The sequence below is a fragment of the Luteitalea sp. genome (genome assembly GCF_022842525.1).
In the GTDB taxonomy this organism is placed as follows: domain Bacteria; phylum Acidobacteriota; class Vicinamibacteria; order Vicinamibacterales; family Vicinamibacteraceae; genus Luteitalea.
Genome location: NZ_JALHPM010000025.1, coordinates 30542 through 51821, shown reverse-complemented (window position 1 = coordinate 51821; position 21280 = coordinate 30542). Strand labels below are relative to the sequence as shown.

General features: G+C 67.8%; 19 protein-coding genes, 1 pseudogene and 1 riboswitch. Of the genes and pseudogenes, 9 read left to right on the top strand and 11 right to left on the bottom strand.

The window, feature by feature from the left end; all coding sequences use genetic code 11:
- Positions 1-225: pseudogene (locus Q0C41_RS07615) on the top strand (hypothetical protein); the annotation flags it as partial.
- A 168-nt stretch (positions 226-393) separates the two neighbouring features.
- Here Q0C41_RS07615 and Q0C41_RS07610 read toward each other — a convergent pair.
- Entirely contained in the window at positions 394-663 is a 270-nt protein-coding gene (locus tag Q0C41_RS07610; RefSeq protein WP_291982461.1) for a hypothetical protein, read from the bottom strand.
- A gap of 747 nt (positions 664-1410) precedes the next feature.
- Between Q0C41_RS07610 and Q0C41_RS07605 the strand changes: the two genes are divergently transcribed.
- The 3 genes from Q0C41_RS07605 to Q0C41_RS07595 are packed head-to-tail and all read left to right on the top strand — an operon-like array spanning position 1411 to position 4744.
- Positions 1411-3153: a hypothetical protein gene (locus Q0C41_RS07605; RefSeq protein ID WP_291982459.1), complete on the top strand. Its 1743-nt coding sequence runs from the start codon at positions 1411-1413 to the stop codon at positions 3151-3153.
- Entirely contained in the window at positions 3153-3992 is an 840-nt protein-coding gene (locus Q0C41_RS07600; protein WP_291982458.1) for a hypothetical protein, read from the top strand. The genes Q0C41_RS07605 and Q0C41_RS07600 overlap by 1 nt, the downstream gene beginning before the upstream one ends.
- A gap of 2 nt (positions 3993-3994) precedes the next feature.
- Entirely contained in the window at positions 3995-4744 is a 750-nt protein-coding gene (locus Q0C41_RS07595) for a DUF6339 family protein (RefSeq protein ID WP_291982456.1), read from the top strand.
- A 212-nt stretch (positions 4745-4956) separates the two neighbouring features.
- Here Q0C41_RS07595 and Q0C41_RS07590 read toward each other — a convergent pair whose 3' ends face one another.
- Positions 4957-6183, bottom strand: a complete 1227-nt coding sequence (locus Q0C41_RS07590) for a type II restriction endonuclease (RefSeq protein WP_291982454.1) — start codon at positions 6181-6183, stop codon at positions 4957-4959.
- Positions 6184-6187: 4 nt separating this feature from the next.
- Positions 6188-7198 carry a DNA (cytosine-5-)-methyltransferase gene (gene dcm / locus Q0C41_RS07585; RefSeq protein WP_367079177.1) on the bottom strand — a complete coding sequence of 337 codons (1011 nt, stop codon included), beginning with the start codon at positions 7196-7198 and terminating at the stop codon, positions 6188-6190.
- Between the two features lie 130 nt (positions 7199-7328).
- Between dcm and vsr the strand changes: the two genes are divergently transcribed.
- Entirely contained in the window at positions 7329-7793 is a 465-nt protein-coding gene (gene vsr, locus Q0C41_RS31370; protein ID WP_367079174.1) for a DNA mismatch endonuclease Vsr, read from the top strand.
- Positions 7794-7842: 49 nt separating this feature from the next.
- Entirely contained in the window at positions 7843-9228 is a 1386-nt protein-coding gene (locus tag Q0C41_RS07580; RefSeq protein WP_291982450.1) for a sodium:solute symporter family protein, read from the top strand.
- Between the two features lie 48 nt (positions 9229-9276).
- Here Q0C41_RS07580 and Q0C41_RS07575 read toward each other — a convergent pair whose 3' ends face one another.
- The 4 genes from Q0C41_RS07575 to Q0C41_RS07560 form a co-directional block, all read right to left on the bottom strand.
- Entirely contained in the window at positions 9277-9627 is a 351-nt protein-coding gene (locus Q0C41_RS07575) for a PIN domain-containing protein (RefSeq protein WP_291982448.1), read from the bottom strand.
- Entirely contained in the window at positions 9624-9824 is a 201-nt protein-coding gene (locus Q0C41_RS07570) for a type II toxin-antitoxin system VapB family antitoxin (RefSeq protein ID WP_367079172.1), read from the bottom strand. Before Q0C41_RS07570 ends, Q0C41_RS07575 begins: the two co-directional genes overlap by 4 nt.
- Before the next feature lie 264 nt (positions 9825-10088).
- Positions 10089-11867, bottom strand: a complete 1779-nt coding sequence (locus Q0C41_RS07565) for a DEAD/DEAH box helicase (RefSeq protein ID WP_291982444.1) — start codon at positions 11865-11867, stop codon at positions 10089-10091.
- Positions 11868-12007: 140 nt separating this feature from the next.
- The gene (locus Q0C41_RS07560; RefSeq protein ID WP_291982442.1) at positions 12008-14671 is read right to left on the bottom strand and encodes a hypothetical protein; all 2664 of its coding nucleotides are present in this window, start codon (positions 14669-14671) and stop codon (positions 12008-12010) included.
- 4 nt (positions 14672-14675) lie between these two features.
- Between Q0C41_RS07560 and Q0C41_RS07555 the strand changes: the two genes are divergently transcribed.
- Together Q0C41_RS07555 and Q0C41_RS07550 are read left to right on the top strand one after the other, a co-directional pair.
- Positions 14676-15812 carry an AI-2E family transporter gene (locus tag Q0C41_RS07555; protein WP_291982441.1) on the top strand — a complete coding sequence of 379 codons (1137 nt, stop codon included), beginning with the start codon at positions 14676-14678 and terminating at the stop codon, positions 15810-15812.
- Between the two features lie 35 nt (positions 15813-15847).
- Complete coding sequence (locus Q0C41_RS07550) at positions 15848-16366, top strand: hypothetical protein (RefSeq protein WP_291982439.1); 519 nt, start codon at positions 15848-15850, stop codon at positions 16364-16366.
- Here the strand turns inward: Q0C41_RS07550 and Q0C41_RS07545 are convergent.
- From Q0C41_RS07545 to Q0C41_RS07530, 4 genes are all read right to left on the bottom strand, one after another.
- A complete protein-coding gene (locus tag Q0C41_RS07545; RefSeq protein ID WP_291982437.1) occupies positions 16329-17750 on the bottom strand; it encodes a hypothetical protein in 1422 nt (473 codons plus the stop codon). The genes Q0C41_RS07550 and Q0C41_RS07545 overlap by 38 nt on opposite strands.
- A gap of 50 nt (positions 17751-17800) precedes the next feature.
- Entirely contained in the window at positions 17801-18010 is a 210-nt protein-coding gene (locus tag Q0C41_RS07540) for a hypothetical protein (protein ID WP_291982435.1), read from the bottom strand.
- A 52-nt stretch (positions 18011-18062) separates the two neighbouring features.
- Positions 18063-18184: riboswitch (SAM-I-IV-variant riboswitch) on the bottom strand.
- Between the two features lie 84 nt (positions 18185-18268).
- A complete protein-coding gene (locus tag Q0C41_RS07535; protein ID WP_291982434.1) occupies positions 18269-18769 on the bottom strand; it encodes a hypothetical protein in 501 nt (166 codons plus the stop codon).
- A 184-nt stretch (positions 18770-18953) separates the two neighbouring features.
- Positions 18954-20120 carry a porin gene (locus Q0C41_RS07530; RefSeq protein ID WP_291982432.1) on the bottom strand — a complete coding sequence of 389 codons (1167 nt, stop codon included), beginning with the start codon at positions 20118-20120 and terminating at the stop codon, positions 18954-18956.
- 192 nt (positions 20121-20312) lie between these two features.
- Between Q0C41_RS07530 and Q0C41_RS07525 the strand changes: the two genes are divergently transcribed.
- Positions 20313-21233: a sugar phosphate isomerase/epimerase gene (locus tag Q0C41_RS07525; RefSeq protein ID WP_291982430.1), complete on the top strand. Its 921-nt coding sequence runs from the start codon at positions 20313-20315 to the stop codon at positions 21231-21233.
- Positions 21234-21280: the final 47 nt, after the last annotated feature.

Below are 21280 nucleotides of genomic sequence, written 5' to 3'. Positions count from 1 at the left end.
GGCGAGCCGGTGGTGTTGATGGGCCGCTACTCGGCGGCGCGCGGCGGCCTGGTGCACGACGAAGGCGCGGGCCGTCCGCTGCGGGTGCTGAAGGGCGACATCGCCACCGTGCGTGCGCAGCTCCTGAGTGGCGCGACCTCGTACGGTGTGCTGTCGCTCGTCGCGCTCGGCGTTGCTGCCATGCTCGCGGGGTCGATCCTGGGCTGGCACGACCTCGGCTTCTGATGGGAGGGCGCCTCACCCTTTGCCAAGTCTGCGCCGAATGGTCGCCGAGGCGTCTGCGGGCGACACATCAGAACTCGCACGCGAGACAGGCGGTGTCGTTATCGCCGCCGATGACATCGAGCAGGCGGTCTGACGCGCGCGGTCCGGCAGTGGCGGCCGCGTCGCTCGCTAGGATGGCGTCCTTCTCGCGACCAGTTGCGACAGCGACTCACCCTGCGACGACGTGTAGAAACGTCCCTGACTTTGCGTCGCCTCGTGTTCGACCTTCTGCTTGAGCGCCAGGGCCTTCGCGAACGCATCCGGATGCCGCTCGGAGAGGCGTGCCCACCCGGCCTTGCGCTGGAACAAGGAGAAGTAGCAACCGGAGCGCGTGCGCCACTCGTAGTACGACCGCAGACCGAGGCCAGCGCCTTCGAGCAGACTAAGCACGCCCTCCATTTCGATGCCGTGCGCGGAACCAGAACACTCTGGTTATGTTCTGCCGGGTGGAGACGTAGCCCTCGCGCTGCTCGTCAGCGCGGAGGCCGACGTAGCTCATGGCGGGATCGTCGCCGAGCCAGTCCTCGAGCGGCTTCGGCTTCATCTAACGGTTGCACCAGCGCATCTGAGGCGACGGCAGCGTGCCGCGGGAGACCTCCATCCAGTGTTTGGACGGCCGGCCGCCCGGAGCTGAGCGTTGTGATGAGCTTGCCGAGGAAGGCCTCCAGCTTCAGGCGGTACTTGTACGACTCAGGCAACGGGCGCCGGTGTCGCAGAAGAAGTTCTCCATCTGCGGGACGTTCGCGAATGAACAAGTCGAGCGCCGCGCCCCCTGCCGCCGCCGGCGAGCCCGCGTACGTGGCGGGTGGTGGCCCTGACGACGTCGTCTACCATCTTCGCTGCCAGGCGGGCAAGGTGGGCCGACAGGTGCTGTCAGACCGACCTCCGGTGCCGACGTCAACGCCGTGGGAATGCACAGAATGCTAGGTTGTTGAGATATAAAAAGGTCGCCACCCGGCTGCCGTCGGGCTGGCGGGACGGAGCGCGTGGTTAATGGCTGAATGGTACTTCCCCCCAAGTGCTGGCGGTGAGGAACGCGGACTCAATGATGCTGGGATCGAAACATTTCGCTCTGGCGCATCCTTGGCCCGCGAGACGCTTCAAAACAGTATCGATGCGGCTGCCCAAGAAGGTACACCTGTACGCGTGGAGTTCGAACTGCTTCAGATGCCAAGGCAGAGTCTCCCTTGGCTTATGGAGCTCAAGACTCTAATTGAAGCGTGCGAGCGTCACAATCAGGATCCGCGTAGCGACCACCAGATCAACAATGGTCCTGATTTCTTCTCGACCGCCGCTGCACTACTCCTGCGGCGGGATCTGCCGGTACTCCGCATTCGCGATACCGGCACCTCTGGCCTATTCGGGGATGATTCTGATACTTCCAGCCCGTGGTATCGCCTAATCAGGAAACAAGGTGCGGCGCAGATGCACGGCGCAGGGGGCGGCACGTTTGGCATTGGCCAGCGCGCGCCCTTTGCAGCCTCCGGCCTTCGTACAGTGTTTTACTCGAGCAAATCACGAACCGGAGAGGCATTCATCGGCAAGTCGATTCTGGCTTCCTTCGACTGGCAGGGGCAGATCAGGCAGCCTGTAGGCTACTGGGGAGTTCCAACGAATGGCGATCGGCATGTTCGAGCTCTGAAGGACGCAGAGATCCCTCCTGCTTTTCGACGTTCCGAGCAGGGACTAGACCTCTACGTGACGGGCTGTGACGAAGCGTCAGTTCCTTGGCCCGTACTCGATGAAGCCCTGGTGAACTGCTTTGCTTCGGTCCTGGCCGGAGTGCTCGAGGTCAGCTTGAAGTGGCCAGGAAAGGGAGTGTTGATCACCAAGAGCAACATTCTGACGGTGCTCAAGGCTCGTGTCGAACAGTTCCCAGCAAACAGAGCTGCGGACCGCAAGCGGCTTGAGAACGCCTACCACTACGCTCTGGCACTTGTGGATGATTCCGATAAACGTCGTGTCTTTACTTACCAGTCACCGCAGCTTGGCGAGCTAAAGCTCTACGTGCGAAGGGATCCGTCTGCGCCAAACCGCACTGTGCATATGCGGCGCCCCCGCACGGTCGTCTTCGAGAAGGGCCGCAACGTGATCGCAGGCTATGCCGCGGTCCTGCTCTGCGACAACCCCAAGGGAAACAAGTTGCTCGCAAGGCTCGAGGATCCCACGCATACGAAGTGGATGCGGGAGCGGCAGGGTGGGCAAGAGATTCTTGGTGAGGTGACCGACTTCGTCCGCCGGGTTCTCGAAGAACTGGCAAGCTCGGGGGGCGATGAGCCCGAGGACATCCCCGACCTGGGCGACTACCTCCCCGATGAGGATGACCCCGGCACCAGCAGCGGCAGTGGCGCCAATGCTCCGCCTAGTTCCGTAGAGTCTTCGACCATCGCTCCACCGCAAGGCGAGATCAGAGGTGTGCGCTCCCGTCGGCAAGTGAGACCTCAGGTGCTGGAACCAAGCGGCGACACCGGTGCAGGCACGGGTGCCGAAGGGCTTCAGGGCGCTGGGACGCAAGGCGGAGAGGCTTCCGGAAGGGCACACAGAGGGGACCGACCCGGGGATGGCGAAGGCCCCCATGGTGGCGATCTCGACGGAGCACCCCGCTTGGACGCGCGGTCAGTAAGGGGAAGGACCTTCTGGGATGGCGCTACGCAGGAAGTCGTCGTGGTGTTGACGGCCCAAGAGTCGGGTACGGCATCCGTTCGGCTTCTGCCCGTCGGCGAAGACCCCGTCCGTGAGGCCGCTTTCCGCATCAGCAGTGTGGTGCCCTCGGTCGACTTCAGTGGAATCGAGCTGCGGGACGTGGCTCTTGAAGCCGGCTCCAGCAGATCACTTCGGCTCAAGGTGGTTCCGGCCAGGCGGGTAGCCCTGAGAATCGAGCTCGTGTGATGAAGCCGCTGAACTCCTGGTGTCCACCGTTCCCCATGGTCGGCGTAGGCGATGCAGCGAGCGGGGAGTTCACCGCCGACGCCGCCACCATGACCGCAGTAGATGGCGACGTGGTTATCCGCTTCGAAGGTCTCCGAACCTCGAACCGGACGGTGTCCGAGCTGGTGCAGCAGGGCCTCGCCACCGCAGTTGTGAAGGTGACGTGTGAGGCGACGTATCTGCGGAGCACGGAGCCCGTGGCGGTGCCAGATGGGGAAATTCGCTTGGCCGGATTATCTCTCACCGATGAGGTCATCGCTAACCTTCGGATCATCTCGACGTGTGCACTGAGAGACTATTGCCCCGAAGGCCTCCATGGAGACTACGCAGGGTTCACTTTTGCGGTCGAGCCAGGCGATATCCTGGCCGAAGGACCAGAGTTCAAGTTCCTTGTAGATCCTTCATTCGATCCATTGAGGGCCCCCGTCAGCTCCATCATGCGGGTTCGCAAGGTAGAAGATCGATTTGAGGGATACAGGATTAACTATGACAGCAATCGGATCGTCGTCGAGTTCAGCGACGCCGAGTGGCGCAAGTATCAGAGACTGAAGAATGGCGTTGCCGCGGCCGTCCTGCACGCAGCCGTTGTGCTGCCCGTGCTTACCGAAGCTGTCTTTCTGGTCAAGTCACAGGGCCAAGAGCACGAAGGAGAGCTCTGGTTTCGCCGTCTTGCCTCAATGATGGAAGGGCGACCTGAGGTAAGTACAGGCAAGCCCGCGGCGGAGATCGCGCAACTGCTGTTGAAGGGCCCCTTTGCGCGTGCTGCATCCCAGTTGCTTCAGGATGACGGGGAGAACTGAGAGTGAACATCAGGATTTACACGTCATCTTCTGTCGAAGGCCTTCAGGACTGGGCCCATGACACTGACTGGGGATGGTACCAAGGCATCGACGAAGAGCTCCCAGCCTTGCCCACGTTGCCTACGAATCTCAGTCCTGCAGGTTCGGCGCCGCTCTTGATGGTAGATGACAGCTCGCAGCGGTCGAGAGCGGGAGGCGATCTGGCGAACGCCATCGCCGTGTACCGCTGGCTCCCTGATCTGTCACCGGTGCAGGCCTCAGATGTGCGACTTTGGGTCTGGCTCTGTCACCACGTGTTTCAGGAGTATGTCCGGGCTAGGTGGCCTGAGGGGAGCCCAGAGTCGCTACGAAGCCATTGGTTCTTTAAGGGTAGGGGACTGGGCGCTCTGCGCCGGAACGCGCTCTCCCGCCTTTGGTGGGCAGTCCATTTGACGCAGAACCCGGTTGGTCAGTTGCCGGAGTGGGGGTCTGTCTATCAACCTAGCGACCCGTTCGAGTACACCGCATTGCTTCTTGAGAGGCAGGACGTCTATCAGGCGCTCATCGAGAGGTCGTTCGGCAGTGACCGTCGGCTACTTTTCGCTGCCCTCGAGTACCTGCGGCAGAGAAACGAAGAGGAGCGCGGGAAAGCCTCGAAGCAAATCGGGAAGGAACTGAATCTGATACTTCGCTATCGGGACCTCGGATGGCTGAGAGGCAAGTTCATCGTCGATGCCGTATCGCGTTCGATGGAGCTTGGCGCCCAAGGCTAGTCTGGCATTCGCTGGTTCGTTCGCCAAGTGACACTGACCAACTGTCAGCTCATGTACGGTGCCAGCCATCCGTTAGTTGGCAGCGGAGCAACGTCGAAGCGTGAGACTGCGGGCTCGCCTCACCGCCAGTGGCAGATTGACGTCTCCCTGAGTCTCCGTTAGTAGCGTCTGCTTGACGGGGGAGCTTACGTCCCGACTTCACGCCGTTGGGCTCACTCCGACACCCCACGCCACTGCAGTGGCGATACCGCCGGGAGCATCAAGAACTCTCCAAGAGTCAGGATGGAGACGTGGCCTGGTACCTGGTAACTCGCCTGAAGGCTGCGGGGGACGACAAGTTGCACTTCCCTCGCGTGCATTTCACTCAACTGTGTGGGGCTGATGCCTGGCTCGAGGGTCAGCAGGTGCTTTCGCTCAATCCTGTCTGCTTCGGCGAGCACTTGCCGCCATCTGTCCTTGCAGGTTGTCTTGACCCCCAGCATGGCGAGAGAGGCAGCAGAGCGAGACGTGTCCCGGTACGCTTCGATTGAAGGAAACAGAAAGTCGGGGCGAGAGCTGCCTTCGGTCACTGCGCCGTGCGAGTAGCTGACCTGATGAGCGTCGAGAATGGCGGCGGCGTGGAGCTCGAGAGCGTGCCCGACTCGTGATTTCCTTCGATTCTGAACACTCAATGAAAACGAAATGAAGGCGTCCACGTCGTCGTCGAAGCCTTCTCTGAGACGATCGAGCAGGAGGTGGCGCTCCAGTTGTCTGAAGAGCGCTTCTTCACGCTCGAGCCAGGCCATCAATGTCCCATCGGGATCTTCTTTCGGGTCGACGTCCGGAGTTCTAGATCGCGCAAAGGCAGAGAACTCACGAGTGGAGGGAAATCCGGCCCCATAGCGGCCAACAAGGAGATCAAGGTCCGACTCTTCTTCAACCGGAGCGACTTCGGGTTCGAGTCCAAGCTGGCGCAAGACCTGACGAGCCGCGAATCCAAGCTCGGGGTTCCAGTCCGCCGTGATCCTGACCTGAAAGCGGGGATCCTGAGACTCGACGCCGAACAGCCACAGGAGCTGTCGCTCGACAGTGCTGGCGTGTGGTGCAAAGACGACCATCGCCTCACCGTTCGCCAGGCGCAAGATGACCGCGAGATCGCCGGGCCGAATCAGGAGTGTCGCATCGTTCTCAGGAAAATAGAGCCTGTGCTCGGAGCGCGTCGCGTGGGCCTCTCGCGCGTCGTACCAGGTCAGGAAACCGGTTGCCTGAACAAACTTCTCCTCGTCGTCGGGGACGTAGAGGAACCGGGCCTCGAAGGTCCTTCGCGCCTCTCCGAAGAGGACCTTCAACGACTGCACGCCGTTGAACTCGTGCTGGTTGGATCTGGACGGGAGTGCCTCAACTGCCGAGAGAACTTTGGCAGCAGCGCCGTCCACGAGGCCGGATAGACGCCCATCCATCGCGTCAGCCGACTGCGAGCCGCATCTGGCGCATTCTTGCAGGAGGCGCAACGTCGCGCGAAAGAGCTTCGGCGATCTCCGCGGCAATCGCCCGGATGACAGGGACGACGACGGAGTTGCCGAACTGCCGGTAGGCCTGCGTGTCCGAGACAGGGATCTGGAACGACTCCGGGAACCCCATGAGCCGAGCGCACTCTCGCGGCGTCAGGCGGCGAGGAATGCGGCCTTTCCCGCGCGATATCAGAATCTCCGATCCGTCCTTGTAGTAGCGCGCGCTAAGTGTTCTGGCGTAGTCATCGCGCCCCACGAGACCGAAGCCAAAGCCGTTGCCGGCCGCACGGTGCTTCTCTGCATATCTCTGCAGGTACTCCCACAAGTGGGGAGTCAGCACGTACTTCTCCGGTACTCGTTTGTCGAGGATATCGCCGAGAGTGGGCAGTCGATCCGTGGGCGGGGCGACCGGAAACTCGAATGCTCTGGGTCTGTCGAAGCCCACGATGAAGATTCGCTCGCGGTTCTGAGGCACGTAGGGCCTGGCATTCACGACCTTGAAGTGGACGTCGTACCCGAGTTCGTCCTCCAAGGTCTCGCAGATCGTCCTGAATGTCTGGCCGCGGTCATGGCCAACGAGATTCTTGACGTTCTCGAGCAGGAACGCGCGCGGTCTTGTCTCCTGGAGCAGCCGAGCCACCTCGAAAAAGAGGGTGCCCTGCGTCTTGTCCTTGAAGCCGTGGGGCCGTCCCAGGCTCTGCTTCTTTGAAACACCCGAGATGGAGAACGGCTGGCAGGGGAAGCCGCCTACGAGAATGTCGTAGGGAGGCAGGTCTGCGGAGACCACGTCACGGAGGTCTCCCACAGGCTCTTCTTTGAAGTTTGCCTGGTACGTTGCTCTCGCGTGACGGTCCCAGTCCGACGAGAAGACACACTTGCCGCCGGCGGCCTCGAATCCGAGGCGCATTCCGCCGATTCCACAAAAAAGATCGACGAAGCGGAAACGTTCGGAGCCCTCGATCATTGCATCACCACCGGGCAGCGTACCGACTGTGACGGCCACTGTAAAGGCGTTCGGCGACTGGGCTGCACCAATGGCGCTCAGCGTGCGGAGATTGCTCGTGGCCAGAACATGAAGCCTAGAATTGCCGTGGATGGCAGACATCGTTGACCAGAAGACCCGCTCTCGAATGATGTCAGGGATCGGTCCGAAGAACACGAAGCCCGAACGCGTCTTGCGACGGGCATTGCATCGACTCGGCTTCAGGTTCAGTCTTCACGGCCGCCGACTGCCGGGCTCGCCCGATATCGTGCTGCCCAGGCATCGGGCGGTCGTCCTCGTACACGGGTGCTTCTGGCATCGTCACAACGGTTGCCGCTACACGACCACCCCAGGCACCAATCCTGAGTTCTGGCAGACCAAGTTCGCACAGAACGTTGCGAGGGACGCGCGGAACGTTGCCGATCTGACAGCAGCCGGTTGGCGAGTCGCCACTGTCTGGGAGTGCCACTTGCGCACCGTTGCGGACGTGGAGAGCGCCGCAGAGCGCGTTGGGCGTTGGCTGGTGTCTGCTCGCCGGAGGCTGGAGTTGCCTCGGCCCGCCCCGGCGGAGTGTTGATCGGCGACGGATTTCGCCCTGCACACCTTCGATTACCATCAGCAGCCACATGAACTGGCTGCTGGTGGGCATCGTCGGGTATCTGGCCATCCAGCTGGCCATCGGCATCGTCGTCTCGCGGCGCATCAGCACCGAGACCGACTACATCCTCGCCGGGCGGTCGCTCGGCCTCGGTCTCGGGTCGTTCTCGATCTTCGCGACGTGGTTCGGCGCCGAGTCGATCCAGGGCGCGGCCGGCACCATCTACGCCGAAGGCCTGTCAGGCGGGTCGGCCGACCCGTTCGGCTACGTCGCCTGCATCCTGCTCGTCGGCCTCGTCTTCGCCCGCCCGCTGTGGAACCGCGGCTTCACCACCTTCGGCGACCTGTTCCGCCTCCGCTACGGCGTGATCGTCGAACGCGTCGCCATCCTGCTGATGGTGCCGACGTCCGTGCTGTGGGGCGCCGCGCAGATTCGCGCCTTCGGCAACGTGGTGTCGCACGCCTCGGCGCTGCCCATCGAAGTGGCGATCACCGGCGCGGCCCTGTTCGTCGTCGGGTACAGCACCGTCGGCGGCCTGCTGGCCGACGCGTGGACGGACGTGGTGCAGGGCCTGGCCGTCATCATCGGCCTGGTGGTGCTGGCCGCGCTGCTGGTGAGCAGCGGTACGCTGCAGCAGGCCTGGGCGCAGGTCCCAGCCGACCGCCTGGCCCTGCTCGGCACGCCAGGCACTCCGTGGTACGTGACGGCCGAGGCCTGGGCCGTGCCCGTGGTCGGGTCGATGCTCGCCGTCGAGCTGATCTCGCGCATCCTGGGCTGCACGTCGGCCGACACCGCGCGGCGCGCCTGCCTGGCCGGTGGCAGCCTCTACCTGTCGGTCGGCCTCATCCCCGCCGTGCTCGGCCTGTGTGGACCGGTGCTCGCGCCCGGCCTCGCCGACCCGGAACAGCTCGTGCCCGAACTGGCCCGGCAGTACCTCGGCACCGCGGCCTACGTGCTGTTCACGGGCGCGCTCATCTCGGCCATCCTGTCGACGGTCGACTCGATCCTGCTGGCCGGTTCGGCGCTGATCACCCACAACGTGCTGCTGACGCTCCGCCCGGATCTCTCCGATGGCGCCAAGCTGCGGTGGTCACGCGCCGGCGTGCTCGCGCTCGGTCTGTGCGCGTGGACGCTGGCGCTGGCCTCCGAGAGCATCGCGTCGCTGGTCGAGTACGCCTCGGCCTTCGGCAGCGCCGGGATCTTCGTGGTGGCGACGTTCGGCCTGTTCACCAGCGTCGGCGGCACGGTGAGCGCCCTGGCCTCGCTGGCCACGGGCATGGTCGTGTGGGCCGCCGGGGCCTTCGTGCTCGCATGGCCGGCGCCGTACCTGACCGCGCTCGCCGCCGCCGTGGTGGCCTACCTCGCGGCCGCGCCGTGGGGAGGAGCGGGGGCGATCTCACGGGGAGATCACTGACCGTCGACCTGAAGGTCGACGGCTACATCTCAGCGCGAAGGGCGATGGCTACGGCAGGACGGACTGGGCGGCGTCCTGCAGCGCGCGGTCGCGCGTGATGAGCGGGACCGCCGCGAGGCGCGCCGACGCGAGCAGGTGCAGGTCGATCCATCCCAACCCCCGCCCCTCGAGACGATGGCCCTCGAGCAGGTGATGCACTTCGTCCTCGGTGGCGAGTGGCGCCTCCGGCAGGTGCCGGAGGTGCCCCAGCACCACGTGGCGCTGCCGCAGCGTGCCGCACGCGATCTCGCCGACGACGAACGGGTGCACCAGGACCATCCCCTCGTCGAGCAACGCCGCCAGTTCGGCGTCGCCACGGCGCAGGTGCTCGATCCAGACCGACGTGTCGACGAGCGTCATGGCCTCGGACGGCGGCGCGACCGGTCGGCCACGCTCGCCGACGGGTCCGAGCCGGCGAGACGACGCAACCGGGCCGAGTGCTCGCGGGCGATGAGGGCCCGCAAGCCCTCGTGCACCAGCGCCGTCTTCTCCGTGACCCCCGTCAACCGGCGGGCCTCCTCCAACAAGGTCTCGTCCAGAATCATGGTCGTCCTCATGCATATGAATATGCTCCATTTCGTGCCTCACGTCCAGTCGGGACACCGGCGTGCATCCGCGGGACACCGCAGCACGACGCGCGCCAACGACGGCGATGCGGCAACGACGCGAGATTCGCGAGAGGAGCGCCTGCCGATCGCAGGAACTGCACGGGAGGGCGGTTGAGAAACTGCGATCGGGGGGGACCGCCGGACAAAGTCCGGCGGCTACGTGAGAGAGTCCCGCGGCGACGTCAGAGTGTCCGGCGGTGACGCGTGCTGCGGCTATTCCTGCTCGCGGTCGCGGCGCACCATGACCCGGCGGCCGCGCACCTTGGCGTTGCGCAGCGAGATCATGATGCGCGTGGCGAGCGCCTCGGGCACATCCACCGTGGACGCATCGTCACCGATGCGGATGGCGCCGATGACGCCGCTGTCCACGTTCGCTTCGCCGGCGATGGCGCCGACGAGATCGGCCGGGCGCAGTCCAGCCTCCTTGCCGATGTTCAGGTGCAGCAGCGCGCGCGGACCCGCCGCGCCGCGCGGGCCGCGTGACGAGGGGCGCGACGGCCGATCGCCGTCCTCGCGCGGACGCCGTGGACGGTCGTCGTCGCCGCGACGCGCCGGGCGACGGTCCTCGCTCCGGGCCGCCTCGGCCATGGCCTCGTCGAGCGACGGACCGGCCCCCTCGGCCTTCTTGCTGCGCTTGGCGCCCTTGGCCGGGGCGGTGCCCGGCGCATCGTCGTGCAGCAGGCGGATGGCGGCGGCCGCGACGTCCAGCACGTCGAACTCCTGCGCGAGCCGATCGACCACGGCACGAGCCTGTTCGAGGCCGCCTTCGACGATCTGCGCCCGCACGGCGGCGAGGGTGGTGTCGAGCCGGCGTGCCTGCAGGTCCGCTTCGGTCGGAATCGGGAGGATCTCGACCTTGGCCCGCGTCGTGCCCTCGATCTGGCGGAGCGCGCGATGCTGCCGCGGGTCGACCAGCGAGATGGCCATGCCCTCGCGCCCGGCCCGGCCCGTGCGGCCGATGCGGTGCACGTACACCTCGGGCGACATCGGCAGGTCGTAGTTGACGACGTGCGAGACGTGGTCGATGTCGAGCCCGCGCGCGGCCACGTCGGTGGCCACCAGGACGTCGGCCTGGCCACTGCGGAACATCTGCATCACACGGTCGCGCGCCTTCTGCTCCATGCCGCCGTGCAGGGCCTTGGCGCCGTAGCCATGGGCCGCGAGCGTGTCGGTGAGCTCGTCGACCTCCGTGCGGGTGCGGCAGAAGACGATGGCCGACGTCGGCGTCTCGACGTCGAGGATGCGACCGAGCGCCGCCGTCTTCTGGTTGCGCGGCACGAGGTAGGCCACCTGACGGATGCGCGGCAGCTTGCCGGCCGCCCGCTTCTCCTTGGCAATCGCCACGCGCACCGGATCGGTCAGGTGGGTGTTGGCGATGCTCTCCAGGCGCGGCGCCATGGTGGCGGCAAAGAGCGCCGTCTGCCGCTCTTCGGGGGCATTGGCGAGGATGCTCTCGATGTCCTCGGCAAAGCCCATGTCGATCATCTCGTCGGCCTCGTCGAGCACCACGACGCGCACGGCCCGGAGGTCGAGCGTGTGCCGACGCAGGTGATCGAGCGCGCGTCCCGGCGTGGCGACGACGATGGAGACGCCGCGACGGAGGGCGCGGATCTGGACGTCCATGGGCGCGCCGCCGTACAGCGGCGCCACCGCCAGATCGGTGCCGCGGGCGTACTTGTGCAGCGCCTCGGCCACCTGCATGGCCAGCTCGCGGGTGGGCACGAGCACGAGGCCGCGCGGGGCCAGGCTCTTGGCGCCCTTGCGCGACAGCAACTCGATCATCGGCAGGGCGAAGGCCGCGGTCTTGCCGGTGCCGGTGCCGGCCATGCCGAGCACGTCCTTGCCGTCGAGCAGCAGCGGAATGGCCTCGCGCTGGATGGGGGTGGGCTCTTCGTAGCCGAGTGCGGCGACGGCGGCGACGAGGGCGTCGGACAGTCCGAGGGAGGCGAAGCCAACGGGGACTTCGTCGATGGGGGTGGGGTCGTTACTCACCTTGGGATCGTAACAGGTCAATCAAACCGGGAACCGGGAACCGGGAACCGGGCACCGGGCGCCGGGTTGGGTAGGGCCCGCTCTCCGAGCGGGCCGTCATGACGGCCGGTTCGGAGAACCGGCCCTACCCGCAGGTTTTTCTAGTCCCCCAACGCCGCCAGCGCCCACGGCAGGCCGTGCCCGGTGGTCCAGCCGAAGAAGCGCAGCCCGTGGAGGGGATGCCAGTTGGGCGTGCGGGCGCGGGCGGTTGCGGAGAACTCGCGCCGGTACCAGGACGGCGCGTCGGGGATGTGGTCGGTCCTGGTGAGGGCCTCGGCCAGCGACGCTTGCGTCCAGGCCTCCGCGGTGACCGGCGCGGGCAGCGGGTCCGTGCGCAGCAGGGCCACGCGGCGCGCCAGCTCCTCCTTGAGGCTCGGCTCCTTCGACAGCTGGTAGCCGATCGACAGGGCATGGATCGACGCCAGATACGACTCCATCCAGTGATTCAGGGCCGGCACGTCACGTTCGTGCCGCGCATGACGCACCAGCGCCTCCCTGACCGCCTCGTTGCCGGTGATCGAGTAGTAGCGTGCCAGCCCGTGCGTGGCGTACACCTGCGCGTAGCCGTAGCGCTCGAGCGCCAGACCGTCGCCGTCGGCCTGCGCGAGGCGCAGCATCCGGGCCACCCGGTCCTTCAGTTCATCGGCGTACACCGGGTCCTTGGTGGCGTCCCACACCTCCGCAAGGTTCCACACCGACAGGTACAGTCGCCGTCCGGTGAGCTCGTGCTCACCCCACATGCGCCGGCGATGCATGTCGGCCGTGACGCGCGCCACGTCGAGCGCACGTGTCTCGCCAGCGAGGTAGTACGCCGCCATCCAGCCCTGCACCCAGACGTGCGCCGACAGCGCGTGCATCCAGTGCTGGGTCGAGTGGCGCCGCCCGATGCCGAGCCACCTGGTGGCAGCGCCGCCCGCCGCGGCGATCGCGTCGGGCGTCTGCGTCAGGAAGAAGTCGCCCGACTGGTTGCTGTCGCCCCGATAGACCGGCCCCGTCGGCCAGTGCGTGTTGTCCACGTCCATCGTGTGGCGACTGAGCGCGAGGGCCGCGTCGAACACCGCCGGATCGCCGGTGCGCATGAAGTGCACCCAGAGCTCGAAGTCCTGCGCCGGTTCGTTGTGCCCCCACATGTCCCAGGCGCCGTTGTCGTAGCGCACCTTGACGTCGCCGTAGTCGAACACGCCAAACCAGGGCGCCCACCGCTGGTTGAACAGCATCCAGCGCACCTTGTGGTCGAGGGCGCGATCGAGCTCCGCCGGACCGCGCCCGGCCGGGGCGAACTCGCCGTACACCCCGCTGCGCGCGTACCACACCGGATCCACGTGGGCCACCGCCGGCTGGAGCACGTAGCCCATCACGCGCCCGATCTCGGCGTCGGTGGTGCGGGAGGGATGGAAGTAGACGATGGCCTCGCTGGTCTTGGCGAGGCCCTGCGCCCAGTTCTCGACCGATCCCTCGGCGCCGGGCCGCGTGTGCTCGCGCGCGAAACTGGCCGGCCCGCCGTCCGCCGCCCAGAAGAAGGCGTCGAGCCGACTCGTCGCCGCATCGAAGGCGATGCTCTTGGGATACTCCTCGAGGAAGTGACGCACGCCGATGGCCACGCCGCGCGTGTCGTCGCTGACGTCGACCCAGCCGAGCGCGCGCGGGGCGCGATCGCGGACCTGCCCGCCCGCGCGGACGTGCGCCGCGAAGGTCTCCTGCCGCGCGGTCGGCGACGACTCCGCCACCACACCGTTGACGGCCTGTGGCCCGAGCTGCGTCACGGCCAGTGCGCCGGTCTGTCGCACGACGCGCGGCGCGGCGGCGCGCTGCCACCACGGCCCGTCGAGCAGGGCCGTCCGCGCCACCGCGCCCGGCTTCAGCTTCAGGGCCAGTGACATCCCCATCGCCTGGATGCGGTCCTCCGGCTGGGTCCAGCCCGGATCCGACGGATCCCCCTTCGTCAGCGCCTGGGCCTGCGTCGCCACGTGCGGATACTCCCCCGCCGTCGGCCGATGGCGGTCCGGCACCCCCGTGTACACGATCGTGTGCTGCACGCGAATCCAGGTCTGCCCGGCGTAGGCGTGCAGGCGGGTGACGAAGGGCGCCGCGTGGTTGTCGCTGCGGCCGTAGCGGTAGGTGCCCTCGATGCGCAGGATCGCGTGCAGCGGACCCGACCCGCGTTCGAGGAAGGTCTGCGTGATGGTCGCGCGCGAGGCGTCCACGCCCGCCTCGTCGAGCAGGTCCACGAACGATCCCCGCGCCTCAGGCCCCACGGCAATCACATCGTCGGCCTCGAACCCGTCCCCCTCGAGGTCGAGACTCGCTTCGTGCACGAAGCCGGTGCTGCCCTGACGCACCGTCAGCTGCAGCGGGCCGGCGACGATGTCGGCCTGGCCGCCGGGACGCTGGCTGTTGAGCACGAGGAGCTGTCCATCGAGCCCGGCGGGTACCCGGGCGCGACGAACGTCGGCGCCGTACTCGAGCTGGTAGTCCGCGCCGTCCGCCGCGAAGAAGAACACCCAGACCCACTTCACGCTCGGGTCCACCGGCTGCCAGGTGGTGACCTCGGTCACCTGCGACGGCACTTCGCGACCGTCCGACGCGAGCACGCGCACGTGGTCGGGCGAGGCCAGCACCCCGCGGGGGAACGGCACGCCCAGCGTGACCGGGGCGCCCGTGGCGTGGCGTTCGACCTTCAGGGCGATGCGGTCGGCCGCCGCCGCCGCGCGAGGGGTGGCAGCGACGCAAATCAGGACGAGCAGGAGGAATCGAAGACGGGACAAGGACATGAATCGTTCGGTTTTGCCGGGCCTCTGCCCGTCTCTCGAGCTGGCGCGGCAGGTGCAATGGCGGTGCGACATGGATCAGGTCGTGGATTCGCCGTTCGTGCGTCGCGTGCTCATCGTACTCGGGCTGGCGACCGGCACGATCATCCTCGTCCTGGCCGCCGTGCAGGGCCTGACCGCGCTGCTGGTCACCTTCGCCGGCGTCCTGCTGGCGGTGCTGCTGCGCAGCCTGGCGCAACTGGTGCAGCGGTGGCGCCCGCTGGGCGACTACGCCGCCCTCGCTGTCGTCTGCACCGCGCTCCTGGCGCTGGTGATCGGGGGTGGCGCGCTGCTGGCCACGCCGCTGCAGACGCAGGGCGCCGAGCTGTGGGACGCGCTCCCGCAAGGCGTGGAACGCCTCCGCGAACAGGTGGAGCGCTGGCCGCTCGGTCAACGCTTCCTCGCCCAGATCTCCGACACGGCCCCGACGACGGCGATGGCGGGATCGGCGGCCCAGCGGGCGGTGACCGTGGTGTCTGGCGGCGTCTCGCTGGTGGGGTACCTGGTGCTGCTGGCCTTCGTCGGGCTGTTCCTGGCGGCCGAACCGGGCCTGTATCGACGGGGACTCGTCCGACTGTTCCCCGTTCGCACGCGCGCCAGGATCGACGAGGTGCTGCTCGAGGTCGGCGACCGGCTGCAATCCTGGCTGCTGGGCCGGGGGATGCTGATGCTCGGCATCGCGATCGCGACCTGGATCGGGCTGCTCGTGCTGGGCATCCCGCTCGCCCTGGCCCTGGCGGTGCTCGCCGGGCTGCTGACGTTCATCCCGAACTTCGGTCCGGTGATCGCTGCGGTGCCGGCGATGCTGCTGGCCCTGCTCGAGGGGCCGACCCAGGTGCTGTACGTCGGGATCCTGTACCTCGGGCTGCAGACGGTGGAGAGCTACACGCTCGAACCGTACGTGATGCGCAAGGCCGACGACCTGGCGCCCGCCCTGGTGATCGCCTGGCAGCTGTTCCTCGGCGTCACGCTCGGGACGCTCGGGCTCATCTTCGCCACCCCGCTCCTCGTGGTCGTGACGGTGCTGGTGCAGCGCTTCTACATCGAGGACGTGCTCGGCGATCGCCTCATCACCGACGCCGACGGCGCGTCGGGTTGACGGCCGGCGCGGGCTGCTGTCACGCTCCGGCCACCATGCTTCCGCTGACCGACATCGTGCAGGCACTCATCGCGGCCGACCCGCAGGGCGGCTGGCTGCGCCGGACCTTCGAGCAGCTCGAGGAGGTGCACTGGGGTGCGCTGCGCACGCCGGGCACCGTCATCGGCGGGGCGACCGCACGCGAGGTCCCGCTCGTCGACGGCCTGATGGTGCTGCCCTGCGTCGTCGAGACCGACACGCTGCTCATCGCCCTCGAAGACGCCAGGACCTCGTCGCTCCCGACCGGCACCGCCGCCGACCCGAAGCGCCACCACGTCTCGCGCGCCATCGAAGCCCTGCGCGTGCTGGCGAAGGCCCGCGCCGAGGCCCAGGGGCTGACCACCGACCCGCTCTTCGGCGTCATCGTCGTGGGCGGCCCCGAGGTGCCCGAGCCGCACCGCACGACCATCCTCGAAGGGCTGCCGCACATCGAGCGCGAGCAGGCCGAGGATCTGTACGCGAACTACTGGGGACGCCTCAGCCCCGAGGCGCTGGCGGCACTGACGACGGCGTAGGCGTGGCCTCCTCGGCCTGACGACCGGCCGCCGCGATGGCCACGAGCAGGAAGGCGATCACGAGGAAGTAGTAGTTGAGGAACGCCTTCTTGCCGAAGGCCGCGAGCAGGAAGCAGGTCACCCCCAGCGATGCCGCGAAGCCCGCCGGGGTGCGCGGGGCGCGCCACCACGCCAGCCCCAGCCCGAGCGCCCCGGCCGACAACGACACGGCGAGCGCGCCGTGCCGGTCGAGCGGCACCCCCAGTTCCAGCAGCGCGCGTGTGAAGCTGAGCGAGTCCAGCCGGAACGGCTCGCGCACCTGCAGCAGCACCGCCGACCGCATGAAGGCGTCCACGTCGAGCAGCGCGAGCGGCAAGGTGACGACCGCCGCCACTGCCAGCGCCTTCAGCAGGAAGGCGAGCAGGGGTCGCCACGCGGCACGCGCCTGCCAGCCGTCGCCGCCGATCGGCGTGCCGATCAGCATGGGCGCGAAGGCCAGCGCGACGGCCATGTGCTGCTTGGACGCCACCAGCAATCCGAGTGGCAGCCACGCCAGCGACGGTCGCCGCAGGGCCGTCGCCACCGTCAGGGCCAGCAGGGCGATCGGAAACGGCTCCGTCCAGCCCTGTTCCAGGTGGAAGATGACGCGGGGGGCGAGGATCAGGGCGGCGGCACACAACAGAGCGAGCGAGCCCTGCATCCACACCAGCAGCGCGGCGGCGAGCGCCAGCGCGGCCACCTCGCTGTAGCGGAGGTCCCCCAGCAGCGCGTGGCCGGGCCACGCGAGCAGCAGGCTGAGGGGCGGGTATGGAAAGCCGAACAGCACGCGCTGGCCCTCGCGCATGCCCGCCGCGTAGAACGCCTCGTTGTCGCGATAGATGTTCTCGAACGTGATCGCGTACGGGCTGTCGCCGGTGGCGAGCGCGGCAAACGCCTTCTCGTGCACGGGCATCACGTCGATGTGCGGCACGGGTGACTCGCGCACGGTCCACGCCCCGATCCACAGGCCGACGACGACCAGGACCACGGCGGCGCGGCGCCAGGCGGCACGGCCGTGCGGCGGGCGCACGGTGATGGCCGTGGCACAGGCCACGCCGACGACTACCAGGAGGTCGGGGTGCGCCCAGGGCCGCGGGTCGGCCATGTAGCGGGCCAGCGGTCGGCTGAGCAGCGCGACGGCACTGACGAGGACGCCGGCGGTGAGCAGCCCTCGGGTCGTCTCGTGGTCGCGCGGCGTGTCGAGCCCCCAGGGCCAGCGTGCACCGACGAGCCCGAGGACGGCGGCGACGAGCGACAGGCCGAGCCACGGCAGCGCCGGATGGTGGTAGAAGCCGTCCGAGAGCTGGAGCGTGAGGCTCAGGCCGATGGCGGCCACCGTGAGCCAGGGACGCGAGAGGGCACGCACCCGTGGAGCGTGACCCAGGCCAGTCCTTCAGGCAAGCTGAGCCTTACGCGTCAGTTGTCGCGGCTGAGCACGACCCAGCCACGCGCCACCAGTTCGTCGTCACCGGCCAGCGTGTCGAGGGCCCAGAGGGCGGGGGCGCGGACGATCGGGGCCGGACCGGGCACGTGCAGGGCGTGCGCCAGGACGGGCGGGCGGCTCGACAGACGGCGGCTCGAGCGGGTCGGTCGAACGAGGCGATCGGGGCGGGGATCAAGACACATGACGGCTCCTCGGTACAGCACGGGGTCCGGAGCAGCCGCCATGCCGTGAGGGCATGGAACACGCGCTTGCGACAGCACCTGCTGTCGCCACATCGATGCCGTCTGGCATCGGGGCACCCTGGCGTGTTCGCCGGGGTTGCCGGGCGCGTTGCCGCGCCACTCCGGATGTACGAGAGGGATCCTGCCATGCAGAACAGGCGCAGCCAAGGGCTGCGCCTGTCATGTGTCGAGCTATGACACAGCGGGGGCGAGCGCCACTCAGCGGCGCTTGGTGCCCCTGGTCTTGCGCGCGGCCTTGCGGGCCACGGTGACCTTCTTCGCGGCGGCCTTGCGCGCGACGCGAGCCGGCGCCTTTCTGGTGGCGGCCTTCTTCGCGACCTTCTTCGGGGCGGCCTTCTTCGTCGAGCGGGCCTTCACGGCCTTGCGCGACGCCTTGGCGGCCTTGCGACCGGGCGCCTTGGTCGCGGCCTTCTTCGCGGCGGCCTTGCCGGCCTTGCGATCGACCTTGGTGGCGGCCTTGCGGGCGGCCTTCTTCGGGCCGACCTTCTTCGCGGCCTTCTTCGTGGCCTTCTTCGCCGCAGGCTTCTTCGCCGCGGCCTTCGGGGCGGCGGCAGCCTTCTTCGCGGCCTTCTTCACGGCCTTGCGGCGGGCGGGCTTGCGGGCCGCCTTCGGCGCGGGCGCGGGGGTGGCGTCGGCCACCGGGGCCACTTCGGGGGCCGGCGTGGCGCCAGCGTCGATCGTCTCGTTCACGTCGTTCATCGTGCCTCCAATGCAATGCGCCCGCACGCGCGGGCTCGTCGTTCCTTCTCCGCAGTATCGGTACTGCGTAAGGAAATCTGCAGGATTGTGGCACGAGCATACCCGCAAACTTTTCGTCGAGCATCACAATCTCGTCGATCGTGCGTGGCGACATGGCCGTTGTCGCCGCGTGATCCGCGGGTGATCAGAAGGTGACTTCCCACTGCAGGCGCGTGCGTCTGTCGGTGGCACGCACGCCCGTCGGTGTGGTGAAACGCAGGCGGGAGATGTCGGCCGCGATCTTGTGGCGATGCCCGAGCACGTACCAGTTGACGCCCACGACCCGCTCGTCGTGGTGGTTGTCGGCGAGGGCATCGTGCGGGTCGATCCAGGCCGCGCGCGCGGCCAGCTCGAGTCGCGTCGGCAAACGCGCCCACACCGTGGAGGCGAGCACGCCGCCCTGCAGGTAGGCGCCACGGAGGGTGCGGCGATCACCGGCGGCGATGCGTCGCACCTCCTTGCGATGCACCTCGGCCTGTGCCGAGACGCCGCGCCACTTCAGCGCGACATCGCCGGCGTAGTGCCGGGTGCGGAAGCGATCGGGCGACCCCGCGGGAAACAGCGGCAGCGTCGCGCCGACGCCCGACCCCTGGTAGAACGCGGAGGCGCCTTCCGTGCGGGCGACGGTCGACCCGATGGCCAGCAGGAGCTCACGCGAGGCGTCGGGATCGCCCTGCCAGGACGGCAGTTCGCGACCCGCCCACGTCCACTCGTAGCGGCCGAGCCACACCGGGAGCGCCGGGCCGCCCTTCGCGTCCACGCTGCGAAAGGCCCCGAGGAAGTAGGTGCCGCCACGGGGACGCGTGCCACCGAGGCCACCCGACACCTCCACGCCCTGCTGTCGTCCGAGGGTGAACCAGCGGTCGAGGATGGATCGATCGACGAGCAGCTGGGCGCCGGAGGACTCGATGCGCTCACGGTTGAGCGCGGCCTTCCAGCGGCCCGCTCGCAGACGCAGCCACGGGCGCGCCTCCCACGTGACGCTGAGGTCGCGAATCCGCTCCTCGACGAAGTCGGCCTGGAACTGGTAGCGCAGGCGCGGCGAGAAGACGTGCCCGTTGACCCGCAGGCGCGATCGGAACACGCGATAGTCGTCGCCGACCTTCACCCCGACCTCGTCGGCGTCGGCGGGCACCACCGCGAACGGCGTGGTGAACCGGATCTGATTGCGGACGCCGACCACGGCCGTGAAATCACCATCGGGCGTCGCGACGCGGAGGCCCTCGGCGCCATAGGTCACCTGGCCCGCGGCCTGACTCGGCCCGAGGAGTGTCGCCATCAGGCCCGCCAGCAGCAGCAGTCGTCCACGCACGCCTTTCTACGTTTACACGAACGTCATACCGATCGGGAGTCGGGAGTCGGGAGTCGGGAGTCGGGAGTCGGGAGTCGGGAGTCGGGAGTCGGGAGTCGGGCACCGGGCACCGGAACGGGAAAGGGCGAAGGGTAGGGCCGGGCGTCGAAGCCGCGGGGCTATACTCCGGACGATCTCTTCCAAGGAGCGTCGATGAGACTCGTTCAATCCCTGCTGGTCGTGGCGGTGGCGTCCGCACTCGTGGGCGTCGGCACCATGACCCCGGAGACGTCGGTGGCCGCGGCTGGCGCCGGCCTGGTGCAACAAGGCCCGCTGTACAAGAACCCGATCGCCCTGCAGCTCTACAGCTTCCGGGACAGCTTCAAGGCCAACGGCGTGCCGGCCACGCTGGCCAAGATCAAGGGCATGGGCTTCACGCACGTGGAGCTGGCCGGCACCTACGGGCTCACCCGCGAGCAGTTCAAGGCGGAGCTCGGCAAGGCCGGCCTGACGCCCGTGTCGATGCACACGGACATCAAGCTGCTCGCCAGCCCGACCGACTCGGCGAAGCTGCTCGACGATGCGAAGTTCTACGGGGTGCAGTACATCGGCAACGCGTGGTTCCCGCACGAGGGCACGTTCGACGAGGCCGACGCGAAGGCCGCCATCGCCGCCTTCAACGCCGCCGGCACGCACGCCGCGGCGGCCGGCCTGCAGTTCTTCTACCACCCGCACGGCTTCGAGTTCGCCCCCGGCACCGCCACGCGGACGCTGTTCGACATGGTCCTGGCCCAGACCGATCCGAAGGCCGTGAAGTTCGAGCTCGACATCTTCTGGGCCCACCACGGCAGCGCCGATCCCGTGGCCCTGTTGAAGGCCCATCCCGATCGCTTCGTGCTGACGCACATGAAGGACATGAAGCCGGGCACGAAGAAGGACTGGACCGGCCACGCCCCCGACGACACGAGCGTCGCGCTCGGGTCGGGGGAAGTGAACGTCAAGGGCGTCGTGGAAGCGGCCCGTGGCACCGCGGTGCAGTGGCACATCATCGAGGAAGAGTCGCCGGAGCCGGACAAGAACGTCCCGGCCGGCCTCGCCTACCTCAAGTCGCTGGCGGCTGGTCCCGGGCGCTAGCCAGATGGGAGGGACGCCTCCGCCGTCGCCTGCGGCTCTGGCGGACA

What these genes read in the sequence shown, in the direction of transcription:
- Q0C41_RS07570 (WP_367079172.1), bottom strand. Translation starts at nt 9,824, where the DNA reads ATGAGGACGACCATGATTCTGGACGAGACCTTGTTGGAGGAGGCCCGC.
- Q0C41_RS07555 (WP_291982441.1), top strand. Translation starts at nt 14,676, where the DNA reads ATGAATCGTTCGGTTTTGCCGGGCCTCTGCCCGTCTCTCGAGCTGGCG.
- Q0C41_RS07610 (WP_291982461.1), bottom strand. Translation starts at nt 663, where the DNA reads ATGGAGGGCGTGCTTAGTCTGCTCGAAGGCGCTGGCCTCGGTCTGCGG.
- Q0C41_RS07540 (WP_291982435.1), bottom strand. Translation starts at nt 18,010, where the DNA reads ATGTGTCTTGATCCCCGCCCCGATCGCCTCGTTCGACCGACCCGCTCG.
- vsr (WP_367079174.1), top strand. Translation starts at nt 7,329, where the DNA reads ATGGCAGACATCGTTGACCAGAAGACCCGCTCTCGAATGATGTCAGGG.
- Q0C41_RS07535 (WP_291982434.1), bottom strand. Translation starts at nt 18,769, where the DNA reads ATGAACGACGTGAACGAGACGATCGACGCTGGCGCCACGCCGGCCCCC.
- Q0C41_RS07590 (WP_291982454.1), bottom strand. Translation starts at nt 6,183, where the DNA reads ATGGATGGGCGTCTATCCGGCCTCGTGGACGGCGCTGCTGCCAAAGTT.
- Q0C41_RS07550 (WP_291982439.1), top strand. Translation starts at nt 15,848, where the DNA reads ATGCTTCCGCTGACCGACATCGTGCAGGCACTCATCGCGGCCGACCCG.
- dcm (WP_367079177.1), bottom strand. Translation starts at nt 7,198, where the DNA reads ATGATCGAGGGCTCCGAACGTTTCCGCTTCGTCGATCTTTTTTGTGGA.
- Q0C41_RS07525 (WP_291982430.1), top strand. Translation starts at nt 20,313, where the DNA reads ATGAGACTCGTTCAATCCCTGCTGGTCGTGGCGGTGGCGTCCGCACTC.
- Q0C41_RS07600 (WP_291982458.1), top strand. Translation starts at nt 3,153, where the DNA reads ATGAAGCCGCTGAACTCCTGGTGTCCACCGTTCCCCATGGTCGGCGTA.
- Q0C41_RS07580 (WP_291982450.1), top strand. Translation starts at nt 7,843, where the DNA reads ATGAACTGGCTGCTGGTGGGCATCGTCGGGTATCTGGCCATCCAGCTG.
- Q0C41_RS07575 (WP_291982448.1), bottom strand. Translation starts at nt 9,627, where the DNA reads ATGACGCTCGTCGACACGTCGGTCTGGATCGAGCACCTGCGCCGTGGC.